Origin of the sequence: Veillonella sp. KGMB01456, from assembly GCF_023051165.1 — a bacterium.
Taxonomy (GTDB): Bacteria; Bacillota; Negativicutes; order Veillonellales; family Veillonellaceae; genus Veillonella_A.
In genome coordinates, this window is the sequence record NZ_JALKIG010000021.1 from 24,046 (window position 1) to 38,007 (window position 13,962).

The window sequence follows — 13,962 nt, forward strand, 5'->3', positions numbered from 1 at the left end:
ATAAGTATACAATAAATCAAAGACTGATAAGGAGTGTATACCTATGGAAATGAAAAACTTGTTTGTAAAATTAATGGCCACTTTATGGGAAAATACATATCGTGCCGTGGTTACCGATCAAAATGATCAGTACGTAGCAACGGCTCGCGTTATCGTTAATATTCCCTTAAGTCGTGAAGTACTGCCGGATAACGCCCCCGAAGTGGACCCACAGTTATTGGTACTTGTTGAAGACGGCGCTCTCGATCCCAATAATCTCATCGAATTCGAAACTATTTTAGCGGCGAAAGTTCGTGAAAAATTTAATTATGAAATCATGACGGTCTTCTTCTACTATCCAAGTCCCGAAGATGTGCTCAATAAAGGCACCATAGACCAGCAATAGTCAGTTATTACTAAATCGCTTAGTTTAAAACTATCTATATAACAAAAGAAAAAGCTATGTTACGCGAATAATTCGGTAACATAGCTTTTTTATATTGGTGACCGTATTCACGTGTCAAATTTTATGAAGTTACTGCCACCAACTTATAGTTCAAATTCGGCACGTGCTAACATATAGCAGCAATCGGACAAACGATTTAAATAGCGAATATCCACATCGTGAACGGTTTCACCGGACTCGGCAAGACGCCATAAAGCGCGTTCGGCACGACGAGTTACCGTACGGCATTGATGCAATAAGGCGGAACTTTTTTTGTCGCCCGGTACGATAAATTTAGTGAGCGGTTCCATTTTAGCATCATAGCTGTCAATAATCTTTTCTAAATTTTCAATATGAGCATCCGTGATATTCGGTTCTTGGCCGAGACTGGCCACATCCGCCATAAGCTGCCACAATTCCTTTTCAATATCATAGATAACCTGCTGAATATCTTCATGTTCAGAAAAAGCACGCGCAACACCTAATACAGATTGAAGTTCATCAACCGTACCATACGCTTCTACGCGAAGGGATGCTTTGGAAAGACGCTCACCCGTGTAAAGAGATGTAGAACCTTTATCGCCAGTCTTAGTATATACTTTACCACTCATACTAATCACCTCATTTGTAAAAAGAAAGATATATTACGCTTTGAATTCAGGGAACCAAAGGGCAACTTCACGTTCTGCCGTTGCTACCGCATCCGATGCGTGAACAACATTTTCATTAATAGCCAAACCGTAATCGCCGCGAATAGTACCGGCATTAGCTTTTAACGGATCTGTGGCGCCATTTAACTGGCGAACGGCAGCAACTGCATTATCACCGCTAAGTACCATAGCCAAAACCGGGCCGGACGTAATAAAATCAATCAATTCTTGGAAGAACGGCTTATCTTTATGTTCGTCGTAATGGGCAGCGGCTAACTCACGCGGTACTTGCAATAATTTTAAAGCGCTGATTGTCAAACCTTTGCGCTCATAACGAGCCAAGATTTCACCGCAAATTTTCTTTTTCACTCCGTCCGGTTTTACGAGTACTAACGTGTGTTCCATAAGACTGCCTCCTAACGCATACGACTTGCTAATTCTTTTAATTTTTCAATACGAGATGCTGTACTTGGATGTGTGCTGAAAAGTGAGCTTGCTAAATCTTTCACACTTCCCAACGGGTTAATGATGAACATGTGAGCTGTTGGCCCAAGCTGAGCTTCGCCGCCCGGCAACATGCCATGTTTAGCGTAATAATCGATTTTAGCTAAGGCCGAAGCTAAAGCTAATGGTTTGCCGCTCATTTCGGCGCCCCCTTCATCGGCGAGGTATTCACGGGAACGTGAAATCGCCATCTGAATTAAGGCAGCCGCAATCGGTGCCAAAATAATGGTAGCCAACATTGCGATTGGATTGCCTCTTTCACGGTCATCACTGCTACCGAAGATAGCAAACATTTGCATCATATTGGCAATCATTGTAATTACACCGGCCAGACTGGCAGCCACAGTACTGATTAAGGTATCGCGATGTTTAACGTGAGTTAATTCGTGACCCAGTACACCTTCGATTTCATCATCCGTCAAGAGATTCATAATCCCTGTCGTAACTGCTACCGCTGCATGCTCAGGATTACGACCTGTGGCAAATGCATTCGGCACATCGGAGTTGATGATATACACCTTTGGCATCGGCAAATTACCGCGTTTGGCCAAACCGGCTACCATATTGTATAATTCCGGATTGTCCGTGCCCGAAACTTGCTGTGCATTGTACATTTTAAGTACAATCTTATCGCTATTCCAATAGCTGAAGAAGTTCATAGCCATGGAGATAAGGAACATTGTCATGAGACCGGCCCGTCCGGCGACCAACTGTCCGATCACCATCAATAACCCCGTCATCAATGCCAGTAAAACAGCAGTCTTAACATTATTCATATTTGTTTTGCCTCTTTCTTAAGATAAATGTGTAGCTTGCTACTCAGTAAGCTACGTCCTGATGAATAGACTTGTTTCCTGATTTTAGTAACATTCTATTCACAGTATAATTATATAGTAATTGCTTTCATTTGGCAATTTTATAAACATTTATCATATGTATCGAGCCCCTACCGTATCGGCTTTCAGCACATAAGTACGGCATGGAATATTATTGTTATTAAACACATCACCCATACGCGTGGCTACGGTTTGTGCTGTTGAGCGCGGGCAATAGGCAATTAAGGTAGAGCCGGAGCCGCTGATAGTGGCGCCATAGGCACCTGCTTTGCGAGAGGCCTCAAACACGTCCTCACAATGAGGAATGAGCGTTTTGCGGTATGGCACATGAAGATAATCTTCCAAAGCGATGCGCAAGTAATCCAGTTTATGTTGCAATAAGGCCGTAACAAATAAAGTGGCATGACTTACATTAGCCACCGCTTCTTTATGAGCAATAGTCTTTGGCAAAACGCTCCGGGCATATTCCGTTGAAACAGACACTTCCGGTACCACTACGGCGAAAAGTAACTCTTCCGGTAAGGCCACGGTTGTATATAAAAGTTCTTTCGGATCATTGACGGCACACACAAGATTACCCAATAAAGCAGGCGCCACATTATCCGGATGTCCTTCGATGTCGTTGGCTAAGACTAAGAGTTCATGCGTTGTAAGTGGTTTTGCCAACAAGCGATTCGCTAAGAGTAAACCCGCTACGATGGCCGTGGAGCTGCTACCGAGCCCACGGGACGGTGGAATTACCGTTTCACTGTGAACGTTACCATATATAGGTTCGGAGCTTGCTTGTTGAAATACAGCTTGCATGGCCTGCCCCACTAAATTATAAGTTTGATCTTCTTTGGCCAACGTATCGGCATCAAAGCCGGAAAAGGTATATGTGTTGGCGCTGGCCGTTTTATCGGGCGTGAAGGTAAATGTATTATAAAGCTCCAAGGCGAGCCCCAGAGAGTCAAATCCGGGGCCGCAATTGGCACTGGTAGCCGGTACTTTAACTGTAATTGTATCCATCTGCATTGCCTCCTAATCAGTCATAATAGGAATAACGCTGCCGATTTCACGAACGACGCGAAGATTATTGAACGCATCGATTACATTTGAAATATACGAACGAGGGCAGGACGATGTAACAATAGCTAACGTAGAGGTCGTTTCACTTTCATTACGCTGCGTTACGGCTTGTACGGAAATACGCTGCTCCGCCAGTTTTGATGCTACTTTTGCCAAAACACCGGTGGAGTTGTCTACTAAGATGCGAATGTAGTAGGACGATTCAATCTTACCGGACGCATATAGATTCTTTTCGGAGAAATAGAATGGTTTTAACTGACCAAGGTGGTTAGTTTGGATATTTTTGGCAATTTCCATGATGTCACTTACGACGGAGCTGCCCGTTGGCAAGCTGCCGGCGCCGCGGCCATAGAACATGGCGTCATCGATGCCGTTGCCCTTAACATATAATGCATTATAGGAACCGCGTACCGACGCGAGCGGATGATTGCTGGAAATAAAGGACGGATGCACATTAAGCGACAAACCTTTTTTCGTTTCTTTGGCAATACCCAACAATTTAATGGTGTAACCGAATTCTTTACCAAAGGCAATATCCATAGCGTCGATTTTAGTAATCCCTTCTACGGATACGTCTTCAAAGAATATACGACGGTTAAAGGCAATAGATGATAAAATAGCCAATTTACGAGCCGCGTCGAGCCCTTCCACGTCGGCTGTCGGATCTGCTTCGGCGTAGCCTAAAGCCTGTGCTTCCGCCAATACTTCGGCATAGCCGGCGCCTTTTTCAGTCATGTTGGACAAAATAAAGTTAGTTGTACCGTTCAAAATACCAACGATTTCCGTAATTTTATTCCCCCCTAAGGATTCATAGAGGGTGCGGATAATCGGAATACCGCCTAATACGCTGGCTTCGTAACGCAAATCAACGCCGTTTTTACCGGCTAAATCCAATAAATAAGGACCTGCTTCAGCCAGTAAATCCTTATTGGCTGTAACTACACTTTTCTTAGCTTTTAGAGCTTTTTCAACACAATCCCGGGCGAAAGTCACACCGCCCATAACTTCCACAATAATTTGAATGGACGAATCTTCAAAAATCGAGTCTACATCATTCGTAAACTGTGTACCTTCCGGCAACGTAATGTGGCTGTATTTTTCAGCATTACGCACGAAAATTTTGCTGACTTGAATCGATACACCGGTGCGATTAGTGATTAAATCACGGTTTTTAACTAATAATTCAAATGTTCCTTGCCCTACGGTCCCAAATCCCAGTAAAGCGACCTTAACTTGTTCCATCTTCTTCTCCCTCTCTCTTATAAGAGTGCCCCGGCCTATTAAATAAGTCGGGGCTAAGCCTATTTTTCTTTTTTATTAGCCATATTCTTTAATGTTGAAATGAGTGATCAATCTGTTTCGATTAAGCCTGACCTAAAATTTCAACTTTTAAGATACCGCGGATACTACGGATATTATCCAAACATTCTTCTAATGTAGTGGACAAATCCTTGGTTTCAAAGGCAATCGTTACGTTAGCAATGCCTTGAAGCGGAATATCCTGGTTAATTGTCAAAATACTGCCGTTACTTTCGGCAATAGCCCGTAAGATGCTGGATAACATGCCCGGATCATTAGACATGGAAACCGTAATAGATACGATTTTACCTTGGGCAATTTCGTAAAACGGGAATACATAGTCCTTATATTTATAGTAGGCGGAACGACTTAAATCCATGCGTTCAACAGCTTCGTTAATCGTTTTAGCTTCGCCTAATTTTAAAATTTCTTTTACTTTAATCGTCTTTTTAATGGCTTCAGGAAGAATGTCTTCTTGAACCAAATAAAATTTGTCTTTCTTTAACTTAGCCAATGTTATTACCTCCATCTTTTTCCTGTTCATCAGTCATTGCCGCGCCGGCTACAAATTGACGACCGTAGAGGGTAAATACGGAATACATGCCAATGAAAAACGGCAAATACTCAGCCACTACACGCCAGCCAACTGCGACAATTCCGACAGTCCCTAACGGCAAAAATGACTCAAACAAATAAACGAACAAACCTTCGGCTACACCTGTACCACCCGGTGTAGGGGCAAAATACAAAATAAGATTTAATAAAATCATGCGATTGAGGACTTCCACAATCGGTATATCCCATGTAAAGGCCATCATAAGTGCCGGTGCTATCGTATATAAAGCGATAAGACTTAAACCGGACTCAATGAAAACCACTATGGACTGAAATGGTCTGGCATAGATTAAGCTAAACCCTTCATTTAACTCAGCTAATTTGGCTAACCAACTTTTAGGATGACCACTTTGTAACCGTTCGGCTACAATGTAAACAAATCGTTTCATTAAATTGGTCTGCAACAGATATAAGCCAAAAATTGTACAAAGTACCATAATAAATGATACCTGAATCAAAGCTTCGTTGCTGATGTAAGGAATTGTTATGGAGCCGTGTAAAAATATAACCGGTAACATAGCAATTAAGAACAAAATAGAAAATACGGTTCGAATCAGTACAATCGGCGCCCCTTTCATAACGGGTACACCGTAACTCTTAAGGATTAAAACCTGAGCCACCGCGCCGCCGCTGGCACCGGGTGTCAGCATGGCCATAAAATAGTTACCGAATATAACACGTAAAATAGCTTTAATCGGTAATTTATAGCCGCCCATTTGTACTAACCGCTGTAAACGTAAACCGTCAAAATACATACCCACAGCCAATGCAATCAAGGCCAACAACAGGGATGTAATATTAAAGGTTTCCAGAGTTTGTAACGCGTTTAAATCAATGGTGAAATAAATAGTGAGCCCTGAAATAACCAGTAGCAAAAGCCCTAACAATAGGCCTCGCTTGAGCATCTTATTCATTCACATTCACCATAATTGAGAAGCTGAATCTGATGGAACTTGATAAACTCTTTTACCGGTTCCGCACACATAGCGGCTAACTCACTTTCCCAGTGATAATCCCAAGGGAATAATGCATTGAGAACCCGATCATTATTACCGGGATGGGTCATAATTTCATGACTGCCACGAGTACCGGCTACACGATGAAAAATTTCCATTAATCGTTCTTCCGTGAGCTGGCCGCCACTCATCATACCCCAGAAATAACGTGGTGACCAAATACCCATACGACTTGAAAAGGTGTATGCTTTATCGGCCACTTCCGCCAAACCTACCTTACCGGCAAAGCGTCCCCATTGATTAATTCCGTTGCGGAAAAAACGATCTTCCGCAGGAATGCGCATCTTTTTAATGCCGTATTTTTTCAATAAGGAAGTCATAATCGGTGTAATTTGCGGCAATACATGCAAGTGCTGATGCCCGTCCGCATGTGTAATGGCAAGTCCGGAGGATACCACTTTTTCGAATTGTAAATCTAATTCTTGATAAACTTCTTCAAAATTAATATCTCCCGATACCGCTTTCTTAATGAATTGCGGATAGGAGGTAAAAAATCGACCGTGCTCGTCAACGAGGCTCGGTACTTTGTCGGCACCGCTTAGTGGTTTAAGACCACCCACAAGGGCTGTGTGGACGCCAATCCCCAAACGAGGATTTTCCTTAGCCATAGCAACTGCTTCGTCAAAAGAATCGCCATTGGCCAATAACGATGTGCTTGTGATAATCCCCTCTTTGTGCCCTTTAATGATACCTTCGTTAACGGCTTGATGTAAGCCGAAATCGTCGGCATTAACAATTAATCGTATCATATGCACCTTCTACTTTTTTAATACTTAATCATTTAAAGAGGATATATGTTATTTTAACATATGTCTATTGGTAGTGTATAGTGGAATTTTACTATTACACACTAATTTTAGGAAAAAATTATAAACAATTAATGAACTGCTGATAATATGACTATAAAATTTACCGTAATGATGTATCAAACCACGACAGATGATACTTTTCATCTTGAATTTTAAATAATTAGTACGAGAGACTATATTTTACACTAAAATACGGGACTTGTTAAGGTGGCCCACACTTCTTTTTCTAAAATTTTTATAGGAATATTTAATGCAAGTGCAGCGTTAGCTAAATCTTCGTATTCAAGGGAAATATTCACCAGTTTTCCGTCGTGAAATGCCTTTTTTACATGTATCTTTTGATTTTTGTAAAAAATCTCTTCAAATTCTCGTTCACAGATTACACGGTCTATCTCAAAATATCGAAAACCGATAGTGGTGGTATTTTCAAAAATCAATCGGCTTATATCTTTTAATTGTTCTTTCGGTGCCAACACACTGAGCATAATAGCCGGTCTTCCCTTTTTCATAATAATAGGGGTTAACCACGCATCATTGGCACCGCCCTTCAGCAAGGTATCCAATAAGGGACCATACAGTTCCGGATTCATATTGTCGATATTGGCTTCAATTTGAATTAATTGTGAGTTCATACATTCACCTCTGACTGTTAATCATATGAGCCAAACGGCCGGCGCCGAAGCCGTTATCGATGTTCACTACGCCGACTCCGGCGGCACAAGAATTTAACATAGATAGCAAGGCGGCTAAGCCTTTAAAGTTGGCGCCATAGCCTACACTGGTGGGCACGGCTATAATCGGTTTCGTCACAAGCCCACCGATGACACTGGCCAGAGCACCTTCCATGCCCGCTACTACAATAACGACATTGGCGGATGTAATATCATCTAAACGATGAAACAGACGATGAATGCCCGCTACGCCCACATCATAAATGCGAGTCACTTCATTCCCCATAAGCTCCGCGGTTACCGCTGCTTCTTCGGCGATTGGAATATCACTTGTCCCCGCTGTTACTACCGCAATAGTACGGCCCTCATTGTGTATGACTTTATCACTATGACGATAAATAATGCGACTCGTTTCATCGTATTCAATTTCAGGAATGACCGTTTTTAACGCATCATAAATGCTCTGTCTCGCTCTGGTGCCCATATACGTACCGTAGTGTAAATTCAGTTCTTTTAGAATCGTAATACACTGTTCATCGGTTTTACCTTCACAATAGACCACTTCGGGAAAACCCTGTCGTTTGGCTCGATCCAAATCGAGTACGGCATCTTGTAAATTGCGCGACCGTTCTTCTTTTTGGACCGCTTGACTAATCAATTCGGTAATCGATGACTTACATTCTTCTAACTCAAGGGAACCGTTTTTATAAGCTTTTAAAATTTGGCTGATGTCCTGTTCATTCATTATAACCAACTCTCTCTCACTGCATACATGCATAAAGCGGCCGCTACCGATAAATTAAGGGACTCAATAGGTCCGTACATAGGTATAGTTATCCGATTATGGGCCATGTTGAACCACGCTTCACTGAGCCCATTTGCTTCATTGCCTAAAAATAATAAGGTTTGCTTCGCAAATGTTACATCTTGAATAGCCTCAGCATTATCTAAGGCGGTGGCATAGGCCGTTAACTGACTGTTTTTCATTAGACCCGCCACATCTTCCATGGTAACATTCTCAAAAATCGGTATTTTAGTGATGGCACTCATGGTGCTGCGAACAGTCTTTTCATTATAAGGGTCTACACTGCCTTTAGTTAAAAAGAGCCCCTTCGCACCGGCCGCTAAAGCGGTACGAATAATAGTCCCCAAATTACCGGGATCTTGCACTTCATCAAGTAACACATATAAACCATCGGTAATAACTAAATCGTTAATATCATGAGTTTGCTTTTTCACAATGGCAACGATGCCTTGGCCGTTAACGGTAGATTCGATGGTATGCATCAAATCACTGCTCACCGACCATAACTTGATGCCTCGTTGCTCCGCCTCCGATATTATTGACTCGCAGTTACTGTCTTCTTTTACAAAAATCGTAGTTACCAATCCCGTGGCCATCATATCACTTACGGTACGAAGACCTTCCGCTAAATATTCACCATGTAATTTGCGGTATTTTTTGCGCTGCAAAGATTGTGCATATTTTAATGTTTTATTATCTTTTGACGTAATGAGCTCCAACCTTATTTCGCCTCCCAAAGTGCAAAGAATTCACCCTTTTGTGCAATTAATGATTCATAATCCCCCTGCTCTACAATTTGTCCGTGCTTAATCATATAAATACAATTAGCCGAACGAATAGTCGATAAACGATGGGCAATGCTGATAATCGTTTTTTCACCGCGAATCGTTTCAATGGATTCTTGAATCAATTGTTCCGTATGACTGTCAATATGAGCGGTTGCTTCGTCAAAGATAAGAACCTTGCGATCGCGCACCAAGACGCGAGCTAACGCTAACAACTGCTTCTGACCGGTGGATAATAAAGAACCTAAATAACCAACCGGCGTATTATAGCCTTGCGGCAATCGTTCAATCATAGCGTGCAAATGGGCCTTTTTAGCCGCTTTTATGAGATTCTCTTCCGGAATTGTGTCATCGTAGAGGGAGAGATTTTCACGAATAGTCCCTTTGAACAAATGACTGTCTTGGAATACATAGCCCATGACTTTTCGCAAGACAGCCGGTGCATAAACGGCTGTATCATAGCCGTTTATGCGAATCGTACCTTTAGTAGGACGGTAAAAGCCCATTAATAAGCTCATCAAGGTAGATTTACCGCCCCCGGACGGTCCTACGATGCCTACAAATTGCCCACCGTCGATGGCAATGGAAATATCTTTTAAGGCATAATTATCGGAATCATCATAGGAAAACCACACATGGTCAAATTCAATGGTGTTAATCGTTTTAAACTCTTCCGGAATCGCCACTGCTTCAATGGTCGTGTCGGACTCTTCATTAATAATCGGCACCAAACGCTCCGCACCGGCTAAGGCACTTTGCAAGTTATTATATTTTTCGGCGATTTCTTTAATCGGCTGGAAAAATTTATCCATATATTGGATGAAGGCAAATACTGTACCTGCTTCCGTCACCGAATCGAACCAATTGGTAAAACTGAAAATAGCGATAAAAATGACGAACAGTAAGCCGTCCACAATCGGACGGAAGATGGCGAAGGTTTTAACCTCGAATAAACCGGCTTCTAAAAATTCACGACTGATGCGGTCATACTGCTTCGCCATAATCTTTTCACCCACATAGGATTTAATAATGACGATGAAGTTGAGCATCTCCTGCACCGACGTATTGGAAGCCGCCAATTTGGTACGGACACCGCGGAACGCTTTACGGCTGTATTTTTGATAAATAAAAATAATAACCGCCATAATCGGCACCAGTAAGGAGACTAAGGACGCCAATTTTACGTCGATGGCAAACATGGATATTAAAATACCGATAATCATGAGCACACTGCTGCCCAATTTTAACACTACGTCGGTATACAAAGTGCGCAGTGATTCCGTATCATTGGTTACCCGGGTAACCAAGTTACCGATTGGCAATTGCCCGAAATGAGCCGGTGTGCGCGCTAAAATCTTGGAAAATACTATATTTCGAATTTCAAAAATAATGCTTTGACCGAATTTTTGTAATGTATAATTTTGTACAAACAAAGCAATAATACTGAAGCATATCGTCATAAAGTAGATACCGGCATACTCTGTAATAATGCCGATGTCTCGTTGCGGAAAAGCCGTATCGATTACGGTTTTCATCAAAAGCGGGCGCAGTAAGTCGAGGCCCATGGCAATCAATAAAAACAGCGCTGCCCACAAAAGCAGGAAGGAATGCGGTTTTATATATTGACCTAAACGGCTTAGTAGCAAGATATCTTGATGCTTCGTTAACTGCGCTTCTTCCTGTACCGTATAGGAACTGGTATGTTGCTTGCTCATTGGTCCCCTCCTTCCTCAGCTACACCGATAAGCGGTTCATCAAGCTGCTGGGCATATAAGCGATAATACTCGCCTTCTTTGGCCATAAGCGCTTCATGAGTACCTTCTTCGACAATGGTACCTTCTTTAAAAACAATAATGCGATCCGCTTCGCGGAGTGCTTCCAAACGTTGGGAAATGAATAATAAACTTTGATTACGACCTTGGCGTAAGGTGTTTATAATCGTACCGGCACTGATGGTATCCAAAGCGGAAAAACTATCATCCAGGAGCAAGTACGGTGCATTTTTATAAAGACCGCGAGCAATATTAACACGCTGTTTTTGACCGCCCGATAAATCGGTGCCCCCTTCTTTTAGACGTTTAGCCGCCGGCGCCAGGCGCTCGCTTAAATCACGAGTTAAAGCCGCTCGTTCAGCCGCTTGGGAAAGTTCCAGCGTATGATCTGACGCTTCCCCAAAGGCGATATTTTCACCGATAGTAGTGCCTAACAAATATGGTTCCGGCGGTACATAGGCAATGCTGCGACGCAGCACTTGAAGCGGCATGGACGTAATATCTTCGTCCCCCACATAAATACTGCCTTGCGGCGTATCGTGTAAGCGCAATAGCAATTTAAATAGCGTAGATTTACCGGACCCCGGTCCACCGACGATGCCGATAAATTCACCCGGTTTAATCGTTAAGTTTACGTCGTGAAGCATAGGTACTTTTGTTTCCGGATAGGTAAAGGTTAAATCTTTAACGGTAAGTGTGGTCAATGGTAACTCCCGTTCCTCGTCGGTTGGTTTTTCTTCTTCAATCATGAGGAAATCGTAAATACGATCCAAAGAGGCCAACCCTTTTTGAAGAACCGATAACAAGGAGCCAATACCCATAATTGGGCCGATAATTAAGCTCAAATAGCCGTTGACTGCTACGAAATCGCCTACGGTAATTTCATTGGCAATGATTAAGCGACCGCAGATAAAAATGGCGATGGCGTGACACATAAAAGGAGCTACGAAAGTGAGCGGTGCCAAGATTGAATCAAGGAAGGCAACACGCATGTTCTTGTCATAATTCACCTTGTTAATGTTATTAAAACGCCATAAACTGCGCATTTCACGGTTAAAGGCACGAATCACCGGCATGCCGAGGAATAGCTCTTGAGCGAACTCCGTTAAGTCGCTATACGTATTCTGCGCTTCTTTTTGACGCTTACGCATGCGGCGACTCACGGTGAGCATACCGGTCAGAATAAACGGCATCGGTAGTAAGGTAAGTACCGTCAAGGAAACGCTGATTTCTTTAGCCATCAAGAAGAATGAAAAAATACCGAAAAAGATGGCATCTACTAAAATCATTACCCCCAGGCCTAAGGAAACGCGCAAGGATGTTACGTCATTGGTCATTAAGGCCATAACCTTACCGGGGCCGTTTTTTTCATAATAGGCAGTAGGAATATATAATGCGTGATCAAATAAACGACGACGCAGTAAAAATTCAAAGCGACGAATGGACCCCAACAGCAAATGTCGGGATGAAAATTTTAGCACAGTGATAACAATAGCTAACATAAAAAAGTACCCTATATATGTAGTAAGGCCTTCCTTACCGTAATATAAGGTGTTAATGGCTTCCCCGATGAGGCGCGGAACATATAAAAACAGAATGTTAATCGTAATCAGAATCAAAACGCCCAGCAAATAGACGGGCCCATAACCTTTAAAAAATTGTGAAAAAATAGTCAGTTTTTTCATTATCGTCTCCAAGAATAGTTAGATTTTTTATTTTATCTATAAAAATAAAATGATATATTTTACTTCTATATTGTAACATAGTTTATATCACATCGAAAATCATCAATTTTTATTTTACTTATAAATTCTATCATGCTATACTTAATATGGTAAGCGGAGTTGTACGGCATTTATAAAAATAACCGTCTCCACTTTACGAGGCAGTGAAAATTGTTCTCTGTCAGATAAATTAAACATTAAATTTTGAATTAATCTTAGGAGGTTATTCATTATGGAAAAACGTACCGGTGTAATTACATTCGCAGGCAATCCAATGACATTATTAGGTAAAGAAGTAAAAGTTGGCGACGCAGCTCCTAACTTTACTGTTTTAGATAACGGCTTAGGCGCTAAAACTTTGAAAGACTACGAAGGCAAAGTAAAAATTATTTCCGTAGTTCCTTCCCTTGATACCGGCGTTTGTGACGCACAGACTCGTTGGTTCAACAAAGAAGCTACTGAGCTTTCCGACGACGTAGTTATCTTGACTATCTCCATGGACCTTCCATTCGCTCAGAAACGTTGGTGCGGTGCTGCCGGCGTTGATAACGTAATCACCCTTTCCGACCACAAAGATGCAAGCTTCGGTGAAGCATACGGTTTCTTGATTGAAGAACTTCGTTTGTTAACTCGCGGTATCGTTGTTATCGGTAAAGACGACAAAGTTGCTTATGTTGAATATGTTCCGGAAGTAACAAGCTCCGTTAACTTTGACGCAGCTGTTGATGCTGTTAAAAAATTAATCTAAGGATTAACTTAATTAACTCACATAGAGTGTCGAGCATTGGCTCGGCACTCTTTTTTTGTCCTATAGGTCCTCACCCACTGAGCTCTATAAGACCCTATTTACCCTATAAGCGCCTATTTTTGTATGAAAAAGGGGCTGTAACGAAATTGAGTTTTTTAACTCACATTTCAGTTACAGCTCTCTTTTCAATTAAAACAAGGATATTTCCAAAATCAACAATTCTGAAAATATCCTTG

15 protein-coding genes are annotated in these 13,962 nt (G+C 42.0%); 2 read left to right on the plus strand and 13 right to left on the minus strand.

The features are described 5' to 3' along the window. Positions 1-43 precede the first annotated feature (43 nt). Positions 44-385 (plus strand): hypothetical protein, encoded by a 342-nt coding sequence (locus MXE28_RS07245; RefSeq protein WP_021841857.1) that lies wholly within the window; start codon positions 44-46, stop codon positions 383-385. Between the two features lie 143 nt (positions 386-528). Here the strand turns inward: MXE28_RS07245 and MXE28_RS07250 are convergent, their stop codons facing one another. From MXE28_RS07250 to MXE28_RS07310, 13 genes are all read right to left on the minus strand, one after another. Next, the gene (locus MXE28_RS07250; protein WP_021841858.1) at positions 529-1,035 is read right to left on the minus strand and encodes a cob(I)yrinic acid a,c-diamide adenosyltransferase; all 507 of its coding nucleotides are present in this window, start codon (positions 1,033-1,035) and stop codon (positions 529-531) included. Positions 1,036-1,068: 33 nt separating this feature from the next. Beyond that, complete coding sequence (ndk, locus tag MXE28_RS07255) at positions 1,069-1,479, minus strand: nucleoside-diphosphate kinase (RefSeq protein ID WP_021841859.1); 411 nt, start codon at positions 1,477-1,479, stop codon at positions 1,069-1,071. A gap of 11 nt (positions 1,480-1,490) precedes the next feature. Further along, positions 1,491-2,354, minus strand: coding sequence for a zinc metalloprotease HtpX (gene htpX / locus MXE28_RS07260; protein WP_021841860.1), 864 nt, complete (start codon positions 2,352-2,354; stop codon positions 1,491-1,493). Positions 2,355-2,507: 153 nt separating this feature from the next. Further along, positions 2,508-3,422 (minus strand): homoserine kinase, encoded by a 915-nt coding sequence (gene thrB / locus MXE28_RS07265; protein ID WP_021841861.1) that lies wholly within the window; start codon positions 3,420-3,422, stop codon positions 2,508-2,510. A 12-nt stretch (positions 3,423-3,434) separates the two neighbouring features. Further along, on the minus strand, positions 3,435-4,724 hold the full coding sequence (locus tag MXE28_RS07270) for a homoserine dehydrogenase (RefSeq protein WP_247239994.1): 1,290 nt from the start codon (positions 4,722-4,724) through the stop codon (positions 3,435-3,437). Positions 4,725-4,845: 121 nt separating this feature from the next. Then, positions 4,846-5,295 (minus strand): ACT domain-containing protein, encoded by a 450-nt coding sequence (locus MXE28_RS07275; protein ID WP_127058088.1) that lies wholly within the window; start codon positions 5,293-5,295, stop codon positions 4,846-4,848. Beyond that, the gene (locus MXE28_RS07280; RefSeq protein ID WP_247239995.1) at positions 5,288-6,310 is read right to left on the minus strand and encodes a lysylphosphatidylglycerol synthase transmembrane domain-containing protein; all 1,023 of its coding nucleotides are present in this window, start codon (positions 6,308-6,310) and stop codon (positions 5,288-5,290) included. The genes MXE28_RS07275 and MXE28_RS07280 overlap by 8 nt, the downstream gene beginning before the upstream one ends. Further along, positions 6,307-7,161 (minus strand): ChbG/HpnK family deacetylase, encoded by an 855-nt coding sequence (locus tag MXE28_RS07285; protein WP_247239996.1) that lies wholly within the window; start codon positions 7,159-7,161, stop codon positions 6,307-6,309. Before MXE28_RS07285 ends, MXE28_RS07280 begins: the two co-directional genes overlap by 4 nt. Before the next feature lie 245 nt (positions 7,162-7,406). Beyond that, positions 7,407-7,853: a nickel insertion protein gene (gene larC / locus MXE28_RS07290; protein ID WP_247239997.1), complete on the minus strand. Its 447-nt coding sequence runs from the start codon at positions 7,851-7,853 to the stop codon at positions 7,407-7,409. A gap of 4 nt (positions 7,854-7,857) precedes the next feature. After that, complete coding sequence (gene larB, locus MXE28_RS07295; protein ID WP_247239998.1) at positions 7,858-8,637, minus strand: nickel pincer cofactor biosynthesis protein LarB; 780 nt, start codon at positions 8,635-8,637, stop codon at positions 7,858-7,860. Next, a complete protein-coding gene (locus MXE28_RS07300; protein ID WP_247239999.1) occupies positions 8,637-9,416 on the minus strand; it encodes an RNA methyltransferase in 780 nt (259 codons plus the stop codon). The genes larB and MXE28_RS07300 overlap by 1 nt, the downstream gene beginning before the upstream one ends. A 2-nt stretch (positions 9,417-9,418) precedes the next feature. Then, positions 9,419-11,197: an ABC transporter ATP-binding protein gene (locus tag MXE28_RS07305; RefSeq protein ID WP_247240000.1), complete on the minus strand. Its 1,779-nt coding sequence runs from the start codon at positions 11,195-11,197 to the stop codon at positions 9,419-9,421. Continuing rightward, positions 11,194-12,939, minus strand: a complete 1,746-nt coding sequence (locus MXE28_RS07310; protein WP_226974397.1) for an ABC transporter ATP-binding protein — start codon at positions 12,937-12,939, stop codon at positions 11,194-11,196. The genes MXE28_RS07305 and MXE28_RS07310 overlap by 4 nt, the downstream gene beginning before the upstream one ends. A gap of 271 nt (positions 12,940-13,210) precedes the next feature. On the opposite strand from MXE28_RS07310, the gene tpx reads away from it, so the two are divergent. Beyond that, positions 13,211-13,726, plus strand: coding sequence for a thiol peroxidase (tpx, locus tag MXE28_RS07315; protein ID WP_021841871.1), 516 nt, complete (start codon positions 13,211-13,213; stop codon positions 13,724-13,726). Positions 13,727-13,962: the final 236 nt, after the last annotated feature.